Raw genomic sequence first — 19699 nt, forward strand, 5'->3', positions numbered from 1 at the left:
ATGTTAAATCATGGCTAAAATGCAAGAGCACACGCATATTGGAATTTCGGGATGGAACTACGAACCTTGGCGGGGCACTTTTTATCCCGAAGATTTAGCTCAGAAAAACGAACTGCATTTTGCCAGTCGCGCTTTAAATACCATTGAAATCAACGGCACTTTCTACTCTTTGCAAAAGCCAAAAAGTTTCAAATACTGGTATGAAGAAACTCCTGATGATTTTATTTTTTCTGTTAAAGCGCATCGTTATATCACGCATATTAAATTATTAAAAAATGCTGAAGAAGGTGTAGCTAATTTTTTTCGCTCAGGAATTTTAGAGTTAAAAGAAAAATTAGGGCCGATTCTTTGGCAGTTGCCACCGCGAATGAAATTCGATTCTGAAAAGTTAGAAAAGTTTCTCAAATTTTTACCGGGAGATTTTTCTGAAGCAGTAAAATTAGCGAAATCCACTAAATATCGCCACTGGAGAAAAGGCGCCGATGTCTCTTTAAAAATCGACAAGAATCGCCCACTCCATCACGCTATGGAAGTTCGCAATGATTCATTTAAAGATAAAAAATTTATCGCACTTTTAAAAAAGTATAATGTCGCTTTAGTGGTCGCTGATGCCGATGGCACTTGGCCGTATTTTGAAGAGCAAACGTCTGATTTTATGTACTGCCGTTTACACGGAAAAGATAAATTGTACTCTGGTGGTTACGATCAAAAAGCGATTCTTAAATGGGCGAAGAAATTATTGGCGTGGAGAAAAAAGCGCGATGTGTTTGTCTACTTTGACAATACTGACAAAGTTAAAGCACCAGTTAATGCAAGGACACTATCGCGCTTGCTGAACATCTAGTGAATGCGCGCATGATCAATAGAATCATGGCCTTCAAGTTTTACTAATTTATTATAAATTCCCATCAGTAAAAAACTTGGTCCCCAAAGTCCGACGAAATTAGCTAAACCTCTGCGACGAGTAAATGCCGCAAGCCCTGCAGAAATCGCCATACTGCCAAAAGCTAACGCTAGATAGCTTACAGAGGGCACTTTGGCCGTATAGTCTTCAATTTTTTTTGTGAATTCGCCTTCTTTGGGAATTTTGTTGGAATATTTTCCCATAAAGCTTCGCATTGTTGTTTGTTTCATTGAGCAGCTCCTTTTACAAATCTTTTAAAAAGAAATTGCAAGCCTTACGCCAATGAAAATTCTATTTTGATTTGTTTAAAAATCCTTTTAGACGCTCTTGGCCTTCTTTAGACATTCTGCGTTCGCTGATCACAGTTGTCGTAAGCTTTTTCTGTTCAGCCCAAGATTTTTCACTCTTAGATTTTTCGATATTGTTTAATAATTTTTTTGTTTCACGAGTAGCTTCTGCACCTAGCGCAGAAAATTTTCTAGCTTCAGTTAAACCATCTGTCGTGTTTTTGATGATGTGAACTAAGCCCATACGTTGAGCTGAAACTGAATCAAAAACTTCAGCGTTTAACATATACGGACGCACATGAGCATCTGCACATTTACGTAAAATAAAAGATGAAATCACCGCTGGAGATAAACCAAGTCTTACTTCACTGAAACAATATTTTGTCGCTTCATCTGCGATCACATAATCACAGGCTGCGATTAATCCTAAAGCGCCACCGAAAGCTGCGCCATGAACTAAACCGATTACTGGAGCTTCACAGAACGCGATTGCTTCAAACATTTCCCAAAGTTTTTCTGAATCTTTGATGTTTTGTTCGAAAGAAAAATCCACCATCGACTTCATCCAGTTTAAATCAGCACCCGCACAAAACGCCGTGCCCGCACCTTTTAAAATAACTGCGCGAACTGATTTATCAAGAGACAATTGTTTAAACGCTTCAGTGATTTCAGAGATCATCTCTGGATTAAAAGCGTTTTTAAGTTCGGGCTTATTAAGCTCAACAATTTTAAGGCTGCTATCTTGGCTGTCTGAAGTGATCGTAATATTTTTCATCGCGCACACCCTACATTCTAAATACGCCCTGCTGTTTCGGTCCCCAGTCAGCATTTAAGCTGGCTGAAATCCCTAACGCTAATACGCGACGAGTGTCTACCGGATCGATGATACCATCATCCCAGATACGCGCTGTTGAGAAGTACGCAGAACTTTCGTAATCGTATTTATCAAGAGTTGGTTTTTTGAAATCAGCTTGCTCACTAGCTGTCATGCTTTGACCCTTAGCCGCCATCTGATCAAGTTTTACAGTTAATAAAACGTTAGCCGCTTGTTCGCCACCCATTACAGAAATGCGTGCATTTGGCCACATCCACATTTGGCGTGGTTGGTACGCACGACCGCACATACCATAATTTCCTGCACCGTATGATCCACCGATCACAATCGTGAATTTCGGAACACGAGCGTTTGAAACAGCCATAACCATTTTAGCTCCGTGTTTAGCAATTCCTTCTTGTTCGTATTTTTTGCCAACCATAAAGCCTGTGATATTTTGTAAGAAAATCAAAGGCACTTCACGTTGTTCACAAAGTTCAATAAAGTGCGCAGCTTTTTGCGCTGACTCAGAAAATAGAACACCGTTATTGGCGATGATACCTACAGGCATTCCCCAGATGTGGGCAAAACCAGTAACTAGTGTGTTACCGAATAGTGGTTTAAATTCATGAAACTTAGAACCATCTACGATTCTGGCAATCACTTCACGCACATCAAACGGAATACGCGAATCTGCTGGTAAGATACCGTAAAGTTCTTTTGCATCAAATAACGGTTCTTCAACCGGTTGAGTTTTTAATGTCATCACACGTTTGTGATTTAAGTGTCTTACGATAGAACGAGTAATTTCAATCGCGTGATTGTCATCTTCAGCAAAGTGATCTGTTACACCTGACATTTGACAGTGAGTATTAGCGCCACCAAGTTCTTGGGCATCAACAACTTCACCCGTTGCTGCCTTCACTAATGGAGGTCCACCTAAGAAAATTGTGCCGTTATCTTTTACGATCACGTTTTCATCTGACATTGACGGAACGTACGCGCCACCTGCTGTACAAGAACCCATAACTACTGAAATTTGTGGAATGTTACGAGCTGACATACGAGCTTGGTTGTAGAAAATTCTTCCGAAGTGATCACGATCTGGAAACACTTCTGATTGCAGTGGTAAGAACGCTCCACCGCTATCAACTAAGTAAATACATGGAAGACCGTTTTCTAAAGCCACCTCTTGCGCACGTAAGTGTTTTTTTACAGTCATGGGAAAGTATGTTCCACCTTTTACCGTGGCATCGTTGGCAACGATCATACATTCAACACCTTCGATCACGCCGATACCTGTGATAACACCGGCTGCTGGAGCTTGATCATCGTACATCCCATAGGCTGCTAACGTAGAAAATTCTAAAAACGCTGTGCCTTGATCAAGTAAAGCTTCAACGCGTTCACGCGCTGTTAATTTGCCACGTGATTTATGTTTTTTTAAAGCTTCTTCGCCGCCACCTAATTTAACTTTGGCAACACGTGATCTCCAGTTTTCAACTGTCGACATCATTTGTTTATAATTTTTTTTAAAATCTTCTGACTGGTTTTGTACGCTAGATTCTAGAATCACAGTATCCTCTTGGTTCTCGAAGGTCTTAAGCTAAAAGCTTAAGTTTAATAATATTTAATTTTAATTTTAAAGAATCAGATTGGTTTGAATTTTTCATCGAGATAAAAACAGTTCCTTCAAAAGAAACCTGATCATTTTTTTGCAAAGACAGAATTAACTTATCCATGTCTTGTTCACTGCAAGAAAATTGCAAATTAAGGTCTTTATCCCATTTCAAATTTTTATTCAGCTCAATCTGGTAGCTTTTGATTTCCCACAGATTTTTTGCCCAATGTTTAGCAATGTAAGTGCTGATCACTTCAAGACCAGCGTTAACCACCAGGCCTGCGTGAATTTGATGATGAAAATCGCAATTTGTTTTATGAAAAGGCACTTTAGCCTTGATGCTTTCATCACCAGCTTCGGTAATCACAAAGCCAGTGCCTAAAAGTTCAGGCGAAAGCCAGTCTAACGCATAGCTTAAAGCAGGCTTAAGCAATGCTGGCGTATGAAGGTCGCTCCAGACTTTGAAGTCTCTGATTTTATCGACATAATTCGCCTGTAAATTTCCGACTAATTTCTTTTTCATAGCTTGATTGCCCGACACTAACATGGTGAAGTTTACTTGTATACACAACATGTGATAGGAACTTGAACTATGATCAAAATTTTCAGCTTTGTTTTATTCGTTTCAGCTTTTATTTGGACTTGGTGCCTTTTTAACTCACCGTCGCAAATGGGCACAGACATTCATGCTGGGATTCAAAGCAAATTAACGATCCTTATTGAGGAGAGCGTTAAGGCCAACGTGCCTACTATGGCCAATTTCCGTTTAAACAAAATGTACACAGAAAAATTAGAAGACAACAAAGTTAAAGCTCATTTTTCTTATCAGTACGATGAAGCAGATGCGACAACTCAAACAATCTCTGGCGAAGCAGTTTTAACAAAAGCTTTATCAGAAGATCCCAATGTTCAAAAATGGGTTTTACAATCTGTTAATGCTGGCTCACAAGCTTTAGAATTTAAAGAAGGCACAACAATTTCTTCTGATGGCACAACAACATCAACTGAAGAAACTCCGGCGGTTTCTGCAACTGAAACTACTCCGGCAGCTTCTGCCCCAGCAGAAAGCCACTAGTTAGAAATGAATTATTTGACGATTAACGAACACGGCGAATTGTCTGAAAACGAAAAAGCAGTTCCCGATGGCGAAATCGCACAGACTCTGCTTCGCAATCTTCGTTTAAACAATAGTTTCACTCTTGAAACGTCGTTTGAAAAAACCAAATACATCGTTGAAGCTTTTGATCACCCGCTACTGGGCCACAAACTAGTCGTTCAAGGTGATAAGGTTTTTGTCGAAACTCAACAGCAGCTTACGTTTGAATGTGATCTTAAAAAATTCAGCCTTGATCCGTTTGACCGCATCTGTGGTCTAACGACAACGCACGCTCCTTTTCGTTTAACTGAAAAAGCACAAGAACAACTTTTTGATGCCTGTGATGAGTTTGATGATGAAAGCTTCACATTAAGTGGTATCAGAGTTGAAACCCCTGATTATTATTTTGAAAATCCAAATTTAGAAGACTCACAGTTTTGGACTAATATTTACAACGAAGGTAACCCTGGTTGGGATTTAGGCGAGCCTGCGCCTGCATTTAAAGATATGCTTCCGCGTTTAAAGTTACCTAAGTGCCGCATTCTTGTTTTAGGTTGTGGTTCTGGTCACGATGCCGCTTTATTTGCTGAAGCCGGACACGTTGTAACCGCTGTTGATTTTTCGGCTGGCGCGATTGCGCAGGCTAAAAAATTATATGGCCACATGGAAAATATCACCTTTCTTCAACAAGACATTTTCGCCCTGCCACACGATTGGAATGGCACGTTTGATGTGATCATTGAACACACGTGCTTTTGTGCAATTGACCCTAAACGACGAAAAGAAATGGTTAAACTATGGCGCAGACTTCTTCACGAAGAAGGCCAATTAATCGCCGTATTTTTTGCAATGTTAAAACGCGCTGGCCCGCCTTACGGCAGTAGCGAATGGGAAATCCGCGAATTACTTAAAGACAGCTTTCAGTTCTTATTCTGGGGTCGTTGGAAAAAATCACTGCCTCGTCGTGAAGGCCGTGAACTCTTTGTTTTAGGTAAAAAGAAAGTATAATTACGCTCTGCTAAATGCTCTAAATATGCGGAGCACACCTAAGCTAAGCTCTGTTCGTTCTTAGTGTAACTTATCTTTAAAATTTGTATTTTCTACCTGTCCAAATCATTACAGGCGCGAGCCTATTGGTTTTAAAGTAAAAATAGAGCCCTTATAGGTCTAAAAAGTATGTTAACCAAAAGGTTAATTTTTACGTTAACTATTTACCAAATAGATCTATTGCAAGGTGTTGAGTTTCTATATTTTAGGCCCATCAACTTAACACTGAATTTTGAGGAGTTTTTTATGAAAGCACAGATTAAAAAATCTATTTTTACTTTAGGAATGGTTTCGACGTTTGCCCTAATGTCATGTAACCAAAAAGAAACTGTTGTTAAAGAACCTATGAAAGTAAAAGTCGCTGCCACTGATATGTCGAGCTCAGACGAATTAACTCAAGCGGCAGAACAATTAATCAGCCCTTACACTTTTATGCTAGCTTATAAAATGGCGGCAACAGCTTATGAAAAAGATCCGACAAATAAAAAAGCTGAATTCTATTACCTGTTCTTAAAAAGATTTGAAGCCTTTCGCGGTATTTTAACCCGCGTTTACCCTGGCTTAGACGAACAAGGTAAAAAAGAAGTCGATGCCTACCTTCAAGAACAGTTACCAAATTCTCCATTAAAAGATTTCTTAACAGAAAAAGGTGGCTCTGCGATTACAAAACCATCTGATGTTCAAGATGTACTAGTGAAATATTTTGCAGCTTCAAATGAGTTCAGAAAGTTTTTAAAAGACAACGAACAAACTGAAATGAATATTAATTTAAACCCTTACGTTTTTGAGGGCGCGATCAAATCAGAACTTATGAATTCATGCGGAATTTATGAAGGCGCAGACGGTACATTTACTTATGAATGCGACGCCACACAAATTTCAATAAAAAAAATGAACTCAGCTGATTTAATTGCTCTACGCCAAACAGCTGCCGGAGAAGTTCTTTACGGTATGTTCTATACAGCGTATTCGATCAATGGCCTTGAAAAATTAAAAGACAGTGACCCTTCAATGACGAACCAACAAAAAACTGACATGTTATTAGCGCTGCCAGAGTTCGGAAAATTACGTAACGACAATTCATTAAAATTAATGCGTGAACTAGGATCGGATTTGTCTGCAGCAACATCTTGGGCTTTAAAATACCAAGAAACTCTTTGCAAAAAACGTCAAGGTTACCTTTACGATCAAGGCATCTGCATTAGTCATCCAACTGAAGCTCAAGATTTAGTAAACCAATTAAATGCGGCTTTAGGTGGTGCGATCGAACTTGCATTACCAACGGCAAACAACCGAGAAAATAAATTAAAAACTAAAGTTGATATCTTTGCTTGGTCTAAAAATCCTATGACTGATTTACGCCAGGTAGCTCCATTAGGTTGGAATGAATGTGGCAGAGCAACAGCCATCAAAGACAACACAGCCGGTGGAATCTTTGTTGAAAATAACGCTGACGTATTCGTGTTAAAAACAAACTGTCAAAAATAATTTAAAGCGTGCGGTTGATTATGAAGTTAAAACTTATAACCAACATTTTAAAACTGACTTGCCTGGGAATGATCTTCCCGGGCGTTGTGCATGCTTCTGCGTTTTCAACAATCAACGGATTTAATCTTAAAACTTGTGTAACTAAAGTTTGTTTTGAACTTCATTCCGACCAAGCTACATCAGGCCAGTTTTCATTTTTGCATACATTCCAAAACTATAAAGCTTCATTTATAGAAAATGGTAAAACACAGGAACTTACAGGTGAATTTGGTTACGTTGATTTAGAAAAAAATACGGTTGTCTTAAAAAAGAAATCGCACGGTGAAATTTTTATTAACTTGAACACACTAAAAAAAGAGGAGTTTGAATGAAATTAATTAAACTCCTCTCTATGGGATCAGTGATGATGTTGACGCTAGCTTGTAAAAAACAAGTGACGATTATTCAAAGCCCACCGGTGGCCGAAAGCCATCGCACTGAATTGCAACAAGGCGGCACAGACAGCACTGGCGGCGGCAACGGTATTCAGGGAAAACCTCTAGACGATTATATTTTAAATGTGCGTGAAGCGACGGCTTTTACAAACTATGTACAACCTTTGATTCAGGATTTAAGCCTGAACTATCCAGAATTAGCAGCTGACTTTTATCATATCAGTATTGAACGCGATTGGTATTTCGTGCCGACTAATCTAGATCAAATTTCAAAAAACATTTTAGGTGTCTACGCGCGTACAGATCAAATGGCTCTACAGGATCTAAATAAAGTCATGCTGGATTCAAACCTGTTTAACAAAATGCAAGAACGTGATCAGGCTATTTTACTGGTGCACGAAGTTGTTATGGGTATTCGTTTATTGAAGTACAAAAAAACACAAGACCTGTGTATGGCAACGGCTGCGCGGGTGATTATTTCTGAAAATGATTTTAAAAAATACGAAGACTTAAAAAAGAAATGTCGCGTAACGTACCCGATTATTCCGGGAACACAGAATGAAAAATTCTCGCTGAATTCAGATGATTATGACTTTATCAGAAAGTTAGTCAGAAAAATCACTGCACCTGTAATTAACTATACTGAATTAAAATCTTTAATCGAAGACAATCAATTTCGCGATTACAAAAAAGATTAAATCTGAAAAAAATCTATGTTCAAACATCGCGTCGTTTCTGAAGGCGATGGTTTTACCTCTTTTAAAATTTCTTCTACAAAGTGAGGTAAACGTTTGCGAATCTCTTCAGCCACAGCTTCTGAAAGCGCATAAGTGCCCGAATAGAAAAACTGATCGTCGTGCTGCATTTGCATTTTATTAAAACCTAACTGGCGCCAGTTCATCATATTACGACTGGCTAAAGGGTCACTGGGCGGCAAATAAATATGCGCTGGCCCCAAGCTAAGCTTGTTGCCCTTTTGCATGATGATTTGATGTTTAATTAAAAAATCCAAAGCCTTTAACACGTGATTTTTGGGAACTTGCAGTCTTTCAGAAATTTGTTCTGCCGTATTAATTTCAGGAATATCAGAAAGAATTCTTAGGGCTGGATAAAGCCAGCTTGAAAAATAAATCTGCTTAGCCTGCTCATCCAGCGTGTGGTCTTTTTTTAAACGATTTTCTAATTTACGGGCTTTATCCTGGCGCTCTTTAATTTGGCGAAGTAAACGGTTACGCAGCTTAATAGAACCTGATTTACCTACTTCGACCAGAAGCAGAAAATAGTCGCCTTCGTCTTCGTTTAGATGAAGGTAATCAACCATCTCGCAGGCCAGTTCCATACTTAATTCTTTTTCAGCGTTAAAGATCTGACTGATCAATGTGGTTGAAACATTTAAAGCCATGGCTAGTCTGCGGTATTCACCGTGACCTTTATTAGCCTGCTGTTCGACCCATTTGTTAAAGAATTTTTTGTAAGAATCAAACTGGTAAATTGAAATCATATTACCAGCTCATTGGATGTTAACCAAATTGTCAACTTATGTGTTTACTAAAAAAGATGGGTCGGTTTTGCGATAAGCCGAGTTCTGTTCCCTGTGTTTTCTCCCACATTGTCCACACAGTTCGATAATCATTCCTCTAGGCCCAACATTACTGAGGGGCTCAAGCGATCGTACCCGGAATCTTCACTCGAGCAGAGCTTATTCTCTGTATGGAAACCGAAATCTCCACCAAGAACCACTATTGCTAGTGGGATTCCCTATTTGATCTTGCTTCGCGCACGAGTTTGGCTGTTTTCACTCCAGCGGCTCCCCCGATTTCTCCCGTTCCCGAAATCAGGCTCAATGCCCTGGACATTCTCTCTGTTCCACTGTTCCTCACCTTACGATGGAGGGGCGTTACCCCAGGCGCTGCTCTGCGAAGCTCGGACTTTCCTCGTACGATTTACACCGCACGCGATCATCTGCAAAACCTTGCTGAGATTTGTAGCACTGAGCACCTCGTAAATACAAGAAATATTTAGGGAATTCTTGCTCCGAAGCCCCATTGGCATTAAATTAAATCTTTCTAGTTTATTTAGGAGTCCAAATGAAAATTTTAGTAGCCTTAGCGGCATTTTTATTAGTTTTAGGTTTCAATTTAAAATCAGTAGCTGAAGACGCTCACAAAGCTGATGCAGCTTCTTGCTCAAAAGAAGAAGCAGGTAAAGATTGCGCGGCTGAAGGTCACGCAGCTGGCGCAGCCCATGGAGCCCACGCTGAAGCAGGTCATGGTAAAAAAGCTGGTTACGGCGCTAACTACGACTGGAGCCACAAACGCCAAGAACAAGTAGCGGCTATTTTTCCTGAAAAACAAACTGATGCCACTAAAAGAGCTGTTCCAGCGAAAGTAAAATTAGAATCACCAAAATTTTTAGCTAAAGTTTCTGGCGAAGCTGTAAAACTTGAGTGGGCTGCATCTGAAGGTGCTAAAACTTACCACGTGCAAGTTTCAAAAGATGCTGGTTTTAATAACCGTTCAATGTATGTTGCTGAAGACAAATTCGTAACTGGTACTTCATTCGAAGTTAAAGGCCTAGAAGCCGGTGTTAAATATTTCTGGCGTGTAGCTGCGGTTAATGGCGATCAAGAATCATATTTCACTAAATCGGCTTTCGCATTTTCTGAATTCGAAGTGAAGTAATCATGTCGGCAGTAGATAACGAAATTATTCATAAACAACTGAACTGGCGTTACGCTTGTAAAAAGTTTGACCCAACTAAAGTTATCCGTGAACAAGACTGGAATATCCTAACTGAGTCGTTACGTTTATCGGCTTCATCTTACGGTTTACAGCCTTGGAAATTTATCGTTGTCCAAAATCCTGAATTAAGACAAAAACTTCAGGCTGCCTCTTACGGCCAAACACCTGTGACTCAAGCTTCTCACTTTGTGGTTTTAACTTACAAAGAACAGTTAGACGAAGCTCACATTGATAAGTTTGTAGCCGAAACAGCTAAATCTCGCGGTGTTGATCCATCAGCTCTAGGAAAATTTAGAGACATGATGGTGGGAGATCTTTTAAAAGGTCCAAGATTTGAAACGATCAAATGGTGGGCGCAACGCCAAACATACATCGCTATGGGTTCAATCTTAACGACAGCCGCGATGATGGAAATCGACACTCTTCCGATGGAAGGTATTGATCAAGCTGGTTACGATAAAGTTTTAAATCTTGAAGGCACTGGTTGGAAAACTATCGCCGCCGTAGCTTGTGGTTACAGAGCAGCTGATGATAAATACCAACATTCGAAAAAAGTACGCTTTCCGGCGTCTGATGTTTTCGATTACAGATAAACCAAATAAGACATTGTTTTAAAAATTTAATTCCTTAAAATAAAGCTATGAAAAACATCATAGCTTTATTTTTTTGTGCTCTTACAATCAACTCATGCTCACTTAAATCAAATACACCGTCAGATCCGCTATCAAAAGACTTAAGTTATCTTGAAGAAATTGAATCACCGCAAGTTCGCCGTTTTGCCGAAGTTGAAAATGTGCTTTCAGTGGCGCGCCTTAAAACTGATCCGTTATTTCCTGTGATTGAGAAAGAAATTCTCGATGTCGTTACGGCCAAAGATAAGCTTCCGTCGATTTATTTTCACGACAAACAATTATACCAATTTTGGCAAGACCAAGTGCACGTGCGCGGTCAGTTAAAAAGAATTTCAATCGCTGATTTCAACGCCCATAAGAATAACTGGGAAGTTGTTTTTGACTTAGATCAAATCGCTAAAGCAGAAAATCAAAACTGGGTTTGGAAAAGTCTTATCTGCTACAAAAAAAATGATCGTATGTGCTTGGTCTTTTTATCTAACGGCGGAAAAGACGCGATCACGGCCCGTGAATATGACTTAGGAAAAAAAGAATTTGTTAAAAATGGCTTTCATTTTCCAGAATCGAAAAGTCAGTTCGAATGGTATGACGAAAACACTTTGCTTTGGACAGACGCGACTGATTCTAAAAAGCTAACTAACTCAGGCTACCCTCAAACTTTAAAATTTATTAAACGCGGACAAAAATTAGAAGAAGCCACTTTTATTGCCGATGTACCCAAAGACTATGTCAGCATCGACAGCTGGATGGTGGCCGATCAAGACAAAATGCATTTTATCATTTCTAAATCGATTTCGTTCTATGAATACGAAGTTTACTATTTAGCTGATTTAGCCACGCAAAAATTAGTTAAAATTCCTATTCCTAACGATGCTGAAGTGAGAACGATCTTCAAAGACCAAGTTTTATTTACGGTAAAATCTGATTACAAAGTAAATGGCAAAACAGTACCTCCGGGCACGTTGTTATCTTTTCCTCTATTTTCGATACAGAACATAAAAGATCCAGAAATTGTTTTCTTACCTAGCGAAACTGAAGTTCTACAAAGTACCACAAAGAATAAAGACCAATTATGGATCATGGCTTTACGTGACGTTAAACGCACAATGATTCCGGTTGATCGTGTTGATAATCGCTGGGTGGTTGGCAAATTCAGTCATGGTTTAAGTGGCCACAACACTGGTAACTGGTCTATTTTTGCAATTGATCCGTATTCGAATAAAACTTATTTCAGTTACACAGATTTTTTAACACCAACGCAGGTGTATTACACAGATTCAGCCCAGAATGCGAAATTAAATCTTAAATTTATTCAAGCCTCACCTGAACGTTTTAATGCGAAAAATTTTACTTCGCAGCAGTTTAAAGTAAAAAGTAAAGATGGAACGTTGATTCCCTACTTTATTGTTCATTCTAAAAATTTAAAATATGACGGCAAAAACCCCGTGCTCCAATACGGCTACGGCGGCTTTGAAGCGGCCATGACACCTTACTATTTAGGTGTGCCAGGAAAAATCTGGTTATCACGCGGAAATGTTTATGTGTTAGCGAATATTCGTGGTGGTGGAGAGTATGGCCCTTCATGGCACAAAGCAGCTCTTGGAGCCAACCGCCAAAAAGCCTTCGATGATTTTGCCGCTGTTAGCGAAGATTTAATTAGAAGAAAAATTACTTCGCCACAACATCTAGGAATCATGGGTGGATCAAATGGTGGTTTACTGACAAGCGTGATGTTAACACAAAGACCTGATCTCTACGGCGCTGTTGTCAGCGAAGTGCCTCTGGCAAACATGATTCGTTTTAATAAATTATTAGCGGGAGCCAGCTGGCAAGCCGAATACGGTAACCCTGATATTCCTGCCGATCGTGAAGTGTTAATGAAGTATTCTCCACTTCATAATATTAAACCGAATGTAAAATACCCAGAAGCTTTCTTTATTACGAGCACTAAAGATGACCGCGTTCATCCAGCCCATGCCCGCCAAATGGTGACACGTCTTAAACAAATGGGATACCCGGTGATGTATTATGAAAATATCGATGGGGGCCACGGCAGAGCCGCAAACTTAAAAGAGTATGCGACTATGCTGGGTATGGAATATACATACTTATTTCAGAAATTAAGTACGCCAAAAAAATAATTACTTCGATAACCAATTAAGAATTTTTTTCGTTTTTTCTTCAGTCTGATCTAAAATAGTTTTACGCCATTCACGGTCAGACGGAAAGAACATCTCTTGAAAATCATTTTTAATTTTTTCTGCATCTTGCGCATCTTTGGCCGGATGCCAGAAATTTTGATTTTCAAACACCATACGGCGAAGTGATTCAATCGAACCCGTTGTCTTTTGACTGTCTAAAGTTCCGTATTCGAAAGTGATTCCCACTGATTTTGGCGCTTTATCTTTTAATTTGTAATTAATTTCGTGAATGAAAAACGTTAGCATTTCACCTTGGATCGAATAGAACTTTTCATCTGACCCGTAATCAATTTCATTTTGTTCAGTGAAAACTTCAGTTAGCGGGTTACCCTCTTTTTTACCGTTAGCTAAAAGATGTAACTTACCGCGCTTACCGTAACCAGTGTGAAGATCAATCACAAAAACTTTGGCGTGGCCAGCGACATACTTATCAATCAGTTCATTTAAAAGATCCCACTGTCTAGCGATCATATTACCACCGTAATATAACCCTTGTGGATAAGTGTACTGTCCACGAAGAATTGCATTTCTTAAGTTTTCTAAACCGTGACGTACCATTTTAGACACTGCATTCCACATAAATTTGGCGTTAGCCCAAAAACCGTAAGTGGCATCGTCAGTTGGATTTAAATAGTCGTTTAGTTTTTTGTAACCGCTATCATCACTTTGCCAGGTTGAACGGTCTGTTACAAAGTTACGGTTTAAATCGATATTATTTTCATTCACACGACGTTTATTTTTAAAACCGTAAACGTTAAACCCGTGAACCATTAAGATATTTACATCTTCGCGGTTTTGCACATAAGCCTGATCAACTAACCAACGCTGAACCGATGACCCCACAAAAGCTTCGATACCGTGAGTTCCCGAAAAAAGAATTAACAACTTGTCAGTTTTTTTCTTAGCCGGCCAATAAATTGACTTAATCGTGCCTTGCTCGAACGTAAATTCGTGCTTTTGAGCTAAAGGCTGTAACTTTTTAACTGTTTCAAAAGACTGATCAAAAGCTTGGTCGGCTTCATCAAAAGTATTTTTGAAGTAGTCATTAAAATCTGCGGCTAATAGGCGTAAGCCAAAAAATAACGGAAGTATTAAAATTATTTTTTTCATACGCCTATTAGAGCAATAACCCTAAAGCTTTGTCTAGTCTTTGTCTGCGGGGCTGACTGAACATTCTGAGTTAACGATGGCAAGCTCTACAGTTTTCTCTGTTACGCCTCCATAGTAACGATCGAAGATATGGCTAGCCTTAAAGCTCACGATATTCAGGACTGTCTTAGCGCTATTGTCATATGATTTTTTGATTTCAATGTTTACCGAATGCGAGTTTGCTCCTACTCTTGAATCATAGCTCGAATCTCCTGCAAAAACATATTTATTAGAACCAAATGCTAAATCAGCCTTGCTATTACCTACGCTCGCATCAGAAAAATTATTCTGGTCGATGATCTGAGAGTTTTCAGTCAGAACATACGTTAACTTCTCAACCCATTTTGGCGTTGTAGAAATTTTGCTTGGTTCAGAAGACCACGCTATATCTAGTAAATAATTTTTTTCATCCGCAGTTTTTACTGTACATGAATACTTTTCGCCGTATTTCACAGGTTTATCCACAGGCGCACTTTGCGCTCCAGCAGCGGTTTTTAAGCCGATCGATAAAAATCCAAAAATCATTAATTTTAAAATACTGTTTTTCATAATTTGTCCTTTCATTTTTTAGTTTCGTTGTGCGCTTTCAGCACGACTTACAAAAGTTTTCCACACGACAAGTGTTGATAACTCTGTTGCTGCGCACTCTAGAAAAAAACAAAGTATTTGTATAATTCATAATTTTGAGTTTATTATGATTTTAAATGAGTTTACTCAGCCCCACCCTAGAGGCTTTTTGGGCAGTTGTTCAAAAGGGCACGGTTCAAGAAGCCTCGCACATTTTAGGGATTACTCAGACGGGAGTAACCCAACGAATTAGGTCTTTAGAAAAGCAGCTTGAAACAACGCTGTTTATAAGATCAAGGAAGGGCATGAAGTTAACGACAGAGGGAGAATCTCTTCTTCAGTACGTTAAACTTAGTTTAGAAAATGAGGGAATGACCCTTTCAAAGATTCAAAAGGCATCTTTTGAACACATCATTGAAATCGGCATCTCGGGACCATCAAGCATTTTGCGATCTCGGGTCATTCCCAACTTACTTTCCCAAAAATCAAAATACCCTAAAGTCAGATTCAGATTTGATTTGTCAGACGGTATTGAAAATCAAGAAAAGCTTAAAACTGGCCAATGTGATTTAGCTATTCTTGAACATCATGAAGTCACTAAAGAAATGGACTCACGCATTCTGCGCGCTGAACGTTTTAAACTCTACGTTCCCAAAGCGTGGAAAAAACGTAAGCTCCTAGATATAGTAGAAAACGAAGCCATTATTGATTTCGATCCTTCAGATCGCATGACTTATCAGTATTTAGAAAAATACCGCTTAAAAAACAAAGCGCAGCCTAACCGCCATTACGCCAACAACACAGATGCCTTGTTATCAATGATTGAAATGGGCGTTGGTTATTCCGTACTGGCCGAAGATTTTGCCAAAGACGCCATAAAAAAAGGGGAGATTGTCGATATCTCCCCTGATCAGTATTTCGATTATAAAATTGCTTTAGCTTGGTACTACCGACCAGAAATGCCGGAGTATTTTAAAGCAATAGTTAAATCTATCAGCTAGTTATTTTAAACGATACTCTAAACGAATATCAGTGCCTTCGGCTTTTAAAACACGAACGATTTCAGTTTTGCTGAACGCGCCGTCGATATCTAAACCGTAACAATCGATTTTTAAACCTTCAGCTGTGATTAACACTAGCATCTTTTGCTCGAAACCACGCGTTTCAGTCACTAAAGCTTTACGGCCAGAATAATCAATAACGCTGTCAGTTCTGTTTTCAACTACACAATTACCTAATGAAGCAAATGATTGCGCTTCAAAACGTTGTTGAGCAAAACGGCTTAAATCCACAAATAGATCAACGTTCGGGAAAATTAAAGTCGTTTTATTTTGTACGTACTCGTAAAAGTATTTACGAGATGTATTACAACGATCACCTAATGTTTCACGAGTGTATTGGCGTTTAATTGTAGAACCATCGTCTTGTTTGATGTTCTTTTCACATGGACGAGAACCATGATATTTCATTAACGATTCACATTGTTTAACAGCTGAAGATGAATTTGTGATGGCTTGCTCGTCGTATTTCCAGCTGTCTTGCGAACCAAGTTTAGCGATTGATTTATTAGCGCGATCTTGTGCCGAAGCCCACTCAGATAATCTTGAAAATTCATCTTGTGAACAAGCAGACATTGAACCTTGATTACCATTATCAATCACTGGCGGGTCAACTGGATCTACCGGTAGTGGTTGTGGATTTGGCGTTGGATTAACCGGAGCCGGCGTAACTCCTGGTTCAGGGCGCAGATTGTGTTTAGTTAAATAACCTTCTACTTTTGAACAATCACGTTTAATTAAAAACGCGTCGTAAACTCTAACATCCGTTCCAGCGATTGTTTTTTTCGTTTTCTTACATGGCTCAACTTTGTGATAAGATAAACGACTGTCGCAAGCTTTAATAGCTGTTAAGCTGGCTTGAACGGCACCTTGTGATTGTTTGCCTTTAGCTGTATCGATTTCACCGTTGGCTTTATCAACCGCGTTTCTCCAAGAAACTAATTGGGCAAACTCATTATCAGTACATTCACGCACTTGATTTGGTTTTAATGGCTCTAAAACGATATCATCTTGACCGTTGCCATCGTTATTACCATTCGGATTAACTGGAGCTGATACGTTTTTTCCATCGTTACCGCTTGAACCAGCACAACCAGAAGCTGCTAACATATAAGCGGCTCCGAAAATAACCATCATCGTAAATACGGCTTTAGAAAGCTTTCTCATTCATTTCCCCCACGAAAAATTACTCTTAAACGACAGGTCTTACTATCACAACCGGCGCTATAAGAGACCTGGTAGTTTTTAAGACAGTAAAACTTACCCAGGGTGACAATTTTGGAGTGTTTTATTCACTTTTACGGAGAATTACCTTACAAAGATTTCATGATTAGAAATCGTCTGGAAAAGAACCTTAAAAAACTAAAGCCGTGGGCTGAAAAAAACAAAATCGAAGCTTACCGTCTTTACGATAAAGATATTCCAGAATTTCCGTTTTTAATCGATATCTACAAAGATTACTGCGTGATTTACGATAAGACTGAATTGATCGATCAAGGCAAAAACAAAGATCTCGAAGTCACAAAAGCTGTCGAAGAAGTTTTGCAGTACCCTTCTGAAAAAGTAATTTTTAAAAAGCGCGAAAAACAAAAAGGCGCAAACCAATACAATAAACTAGAAGCCACGAACCGTCGTTTTCCAGTTTTAGAAAATGGTGTTTCTGTTTTAGTAAATCTTTGGGATTATTTAGATACCGGATTATTTATCGATCACCGCCCGATGCGCTATTTTTTCTTAAAAAATGCTAAGGGAAAAAAATTATTAAATCTATTTTCTTACACTTGCACTGTGTCTTTAATGGCCGCAAAAGCCGGAGCACAAACCGTCAGTGTTGATATGTCCAAAAATTACCTGAACTGGGGCAAAGACAACTTTGAATTAAACAATATCGACCCTAATCAACATCGTTTTATCGAGCAAAATGCGATGGAATTTTTAAACACCGCCTGCGAATGGCCAGATTATGGGCATTCTTTTGACATGGTATTTTTAGATCCTCCGACATTCTCAAATTCGAAGGATATGAAAGAAGATTTTGAGGTCGAAAAAGACCAAAAATTTATTATCGAGCAGTCTATGAAATTTTTAAAACCTGAGGGCGTTTTATATTTCTCGACGAACAAGCGCAAATTTAAGCTAGATCCAGCTCTGGAAGCGGCTTTTAATATCAAAAATACGACTGAAAAAACGATTCCTCAAGACTGCTTCGACCAAAAAATTCACCATTCATTCGAGATCAGAAAGAAATCCTAAAAAAGGCTTGCCCTAACCCCCCCTAGGCCTTAGTTTCTCCTCTAAAAATAAACCCGTTTTAGAAGAAGGAATCCCAAAGGTATGAAGGCATTAGGAAGTCATATTTTAGTTGAGTTCACAAACTGCAAAGGCGACATTTTAAATGACGTTGGCGCAATTGAAGCTGCGATGGTTAAAGCGGCACAAACTGCAGGTGCTACTGTAATTAACTCAACATTCCACCACTTTTCTCCGTACGGAGTTTCTGGTGTTGTGGTGATTCAAGAATCTCACTTAGCAATTCACACTTGGCCTGAATACAACTACGCAGCAGTCGATTTATTTACTTGCGGTGGTTCGGTTGATCCTTGGGTATCTTTCGAATTTTTAAGAAATGCATTTGGCGCAAATTACTCAGCTTTAGAAATGAACCGCGGTTCTACGCAAGTAATCAAAAAAGGCGATTCATTACAAGTTAAGCCAAATGATGCCGAAAACTATGACCCATCTAAAGGTTACAAAATCAGTCGTAACGTTTGGTTCACTGACAAAGATGAAAACCAAGCTTTATCTTTACGTTACACGGGCGAAATTTTATTCGACGAGCGTTCTGAATTCCAACGCGTTCGTATTTTAGATTCTTGCGCTTACGGTAAAATGTTAGCGATCGACGATATGGTTATGTGCACTGAGCGTGATGAATACCACTATCACGAAATGATCTCTCACCCTGCAGCTCAGGCTTTCCAATCTGTAGCTGGCCCGGTTAAAAATATTTTAGTTATCGGTGGCGGTGATGGCGGTACTATCCGCGAATTATTCAAATACAACACTGTTGAAAAAATCACGATGGTTGAAATTGATGAAGCCGTTATTCGCGCTTCTAAACTTCACTTACCACAAATCGCGCGTGAATTTTCTAATCCGAAATTAGACTTAATCATCGGCGATGGCATTAAGTACGCCGCTGAAGCAAAACCAGAATCTTACGATTTAATCGTGGTGGATGGTTCTGATCCAGCAGGTCCAGCAGAAGGTTTATTCACTAAAGAATTTTATGCGAACTGCATGAAAGCGTTAAAACCAAACGGTATTTTAGTGACACAAGGTGAATCACCAATGTTCCACTCAAAAACTTTTGTTGAGTTAAATAACTGCTTAAAATCTGTTTTCGGACAAAATCAAGTGCACACGATGTTATTCCACCAACCGACTTACCCGTCTGGCATGTGGTCACTTCAAATGGCTATTAAGGGTCAATATCACCCTGTAAAAGATTTTAAAGCAGCTCAGGCCGCTCAGTTTGTGAATTCACAACAGCTTAACTACTATAACGAAGATCTACATAGTGCGGCGTTTACTCTGCCAACATTTGTACGTAATATGCTTAACGGAGTCCCAGTGGACTCTAGATTCTGTCAATAGACA

20 protein-coding genes and 1 other RNA gene are annotated in these 19699 nt (G+C 39.2%); 12 read left to right on the forward strand and 9 right to left on the reverse strand.

Translation table 11 applies throughout. The features are described from left to right. Window positions 1–10: 10 nt before the first annotated feature. Window positions 11–844, forward strand: coding sequence for a DUF72 domain-containing protein (locus tag ACKWCF_RS14955; RefSeq protein ID WP_409478411.1), 834 nt, complete (start codon window positions 11–13; stop codon window positions 842–844). On the opposite strand, the gene ACKWCF_RS14960 is transcribed toward ACKWCF_RS14955, so the two are convergent. From ACKWCF_RS14960 to ACKWCF_RS14975, 4 genes are all read right to left on the reverse strand, one after another. After that, a complete protein-coding gene (locus ACKWCF_RS14960; RefSeq protein ID WP_409478412.1) occupies window positions 841–1134 on the reverse strand; it encodes a hypothetical protein in 294 nt (97 codons plus the stop codon). The genes ACKWCF_RS14955 and ACKWCF_RS14960 overlap by 4 nt on opposite strands. Window positions 1135–1195: 61 nt before the next feature. Next, a complete protein-coding gene (locus tag ACKWCF_RS14965; RefSeq protein WP_409478413.1) occupies window positions 1196–1966 on the reverse strand; it encodes an enoyl-CoA hydratase-related protein in 771 nt (256 codons plus the stop codon). A gap of 10 nt (window positions 1967–1976) precedes the next feature. Then, a complete protein-coding gene (locus ACKWCF_RS14970; RefSeq protein ID WP_409480264.1) occupies window positions 1977–3521 on the reverse strand; it encodes a carboxyl transferase domain-containing protein in 1545 nt (514 codons plus the stop codon). 85 nt (window positions 3522–3606) lie between these two features. Further along, complete coding sequence (locus tag ACKWCF_RS14975) at window positions 3607–4149, reverse strand: hypothetical protein (RefSeq protein ID WP_409478414.1); 543 nt, start codon at window positions 4147–4149, stop codon at window positions 3607–3609. Between the two features lie 69 nt (window positions 4150–4218). Between ACKWCF_RS14975 and ACKWCF_RS14980 the strand changes: the two genes are divergently transcribed. From ACKWCF_RS14980 to ACKWCF_RS15000, 5 genes are all read left to right on the forward strand, one after another. After that, window positions 4219–4701, forward strand: a complete 483-nt coding sequence (locus ACKWCF_RS14980; RefSeq protein WP_409478415.1) for a hypothetical protein — start codon at window positions 4219–4221, stop codon at window positions 4699–4701. A gap of 6 nt (window positions 4702–4707) precedes the next feature. Beyond that, the gene (locus tag ACKWCF_RS14985; RefSeq protein ID WP_409478416.1) at window positions 4708–5730 is read left to right on the forward strand and encodes a methyltransferase domain-containing protein; all 1023 of its coding nucleotides are present in this window, start codon (window positions 4708–4710) and stop codon (window positions 5728–5730) included. Window positions 5731–6015: 285 nt separating this feature from the next. After that, window positions 6016–7257: a hypothetical protein gene (locus tag ACKWCF_RS14990; RefSeq protein WP_409478417.1), complete on the forward strand. Its 1242-nt coding sequence runs from the start codon at window positions 6016–6018 to the stop codon at window positions 7255–7257. Window positions 7258–7277: 20 nt separating this feature from the next. Beyond that, a complete protein-coding gene (locus tag ACKWCF_RS14995; RefSeq protein ID WP_409478418.1) occupies window positions 7278–7628 on the forward strand; it encodes a hypothetical protein in 351 nt (116 codons plus the stop codon). Then, complete coding sequence (locus tag ACKWCF_RS15000) at window positions 7625–8389, forward strand: hypothetical protein (RefSeq protein WP_409478419.1); 765 nt, start codon at window positions 7625–7627, stop codon at window positions 8387–8389. Before ACKWCF_RS14995 ends, ACKWCF_RS15000 begins: the two co-directional genes overlap by 4 nt. On the opposite strand, the gene ACKWCF_RS15005 is transcribed toward ACKWCF_RS15000, so the two are convergent. After that, window positions 8386–9192 carry a TIGR02147 family protein gene (locus ACKWCF_RS15005; RefSeq protein ID WP_409478420.1) on the reverse strand — a complete coding sequence of 269 codons (807 nt, stop codon included), beginning with the start codon at window positions 9190–9192 and terminating at the stop codon, window positions 8386–8388. The genes ACKWCF_RS15000 and ACKWCF_RS15005 overlap by 4 nt on opposite strands. Window positions 9193–9249: 57 nt before the next feature. Further along, window positions 9250–9665, reverse strand: an RNA gene (gene rnpB / locus ACKWCF_RS15010) — RNase P RNA component class A. Between the two features lie 113 nt (window positions 9666–9778). Between rnpB and ACKWCF_RS15015 the strand changes: the two genes are divergently transcribed. From ACKWCF_RS15015 to ACKWCF_RS15025, 3 genes are read left to right on the forward strand one after another with little or no spacing between them, the layout of a single operon-like run. Continuing rightward, a complete protein-coding gene (locus tag ACKWCF_RS15015) occupies window positions 9779–10372 on the forward strand; it encodes a fibronectin type III domain-containing protein (protein WP_409478421.1) in 594 nt (197 codons plus the stop codon). A 2-nt stretch (window positions 10373–10374) separates the two neighbouring features. After that, entirely contained in the window at window positions 10375–11025 is a 651-nt protein-coding gene (locus ACKWCF_RS15020; RefSeq protein WP_409478422.1) for an NAD(P)H-dependent oxidoreductase, read from the forward strand. A 47-nt stretch (window positions 11026–11072) separates the two neighbouring features. Next, window positions 11073–13205, forward strand: coding sequence for a prolyl oligopeptidase family serine peptidase (locus ACKWCF_RS15025; RefSeq protein ID WP_409478423.1), 2133 nt, complete (start codon window positions 11073–11075; stop codon window positions 13203–13205). On the opposite strand, the gene ACKWCF_RS15030 is transcribed toward ACKWCF_RS15025, so the two are convergent. Together ACKWCF_RS15030 and ACKWCF_RS15035 are read right to left on the reverse strand one after the other, a co-directional pair. Then, window positions 13206–14375, reverse strand: coding sequence for a M14 family metallopeptidase (locus tag ACKWCF_RS15030; protein WP_409478424.1), 1170 nt, complete (start codon window positions 14373–14375; stop codon window positions 13206–13208). A 33-nt stretch (window positions 14376–14408) separates the two neighbouring features. After that, window positions 14409–14963 (reverse strand): hypothetical protein, encoded by a 555-nt coding sequence (locus tag ACKWCF_RS15035; protein WP_409478425.1) that lies wholly within the window; start codon window positions 14961–14963, stop codon window positions 14409–14411. Between the two features lie 155 nt (window positions 14964–15118). Between ACKWCF_RS15035 and ACKWCF_RS15040 the strand changes: the two genes are divergently transcribed. After that, complete coding sequence (locus tag ACKWCF_RS15040) at window positions 15119–15982, forward strand: LysR family transcriptional regulator (RefSeq protein ID WP_409478426.1); 864 nt, start codon at window positions 15119–15121, stop codon at window positions 15980–15982. Here the strand turns inward: ACKWCF_RS15040 and ACKWCF_RS15045 are convergent, their stop codons facing one another. Then, window positions 15983–17206 carry a hypothetical protein gene (locus tag ACKWCF_RS15045; protein ID WP_409478427.1) on the reverse strand — a complete coding sequence of 408 codons (1224 nt, stop codon included), beginning with the start codon at window positions 17204–17206 and terminating at the stop codon, window positions 15983–15985. It lies immediately after the preceding gene. Window positions 17207–17365: 159 nt separating this feature from the next. Here ACKWCF_RS15045 and ACKWCF_RS15050 point away from each other — a divergent pair, with 159 nt between their 5' ends. Both ACKWCF_RS15050 and speE read left to right on the forward strand, forming a co-directional pair. Continuing rightward, entirely contained in the window at window positions 17366–18292 is a 927-nt protein-coding gene (locus ACKWCF_RS15050) for a class I SAM-dependent methyltransferase (protein ID WP_409478428.1), read from the forward strand. An 81-nt stretch (window positions 18293–18373) separates the two neighbouring features. Then, window positions 18374–19696: a polyamine aminopropyltransferase gene (gene speE / locus ACKWCF_RS15055; RefSeq protein ID WP_409478429.1), complete on the forward strand. Its 1323-nt coding sequence runs from the start codon at window positions 18374–18376 to the stop codon at window positions 19694–19696. Window positions 19697–19699: the final 3 nt, after the last annotated feature.

It is taken from the genome of Pseudobdellovibrio sp. HCB154 (assembly GCF_046267985.1).
Lineage (GTDB): Bacteria > Bdellovibrionota > Bdellovibrionia > Bdellovibrionales > Bdellovibrionaceae > Pseudobdellovibrio.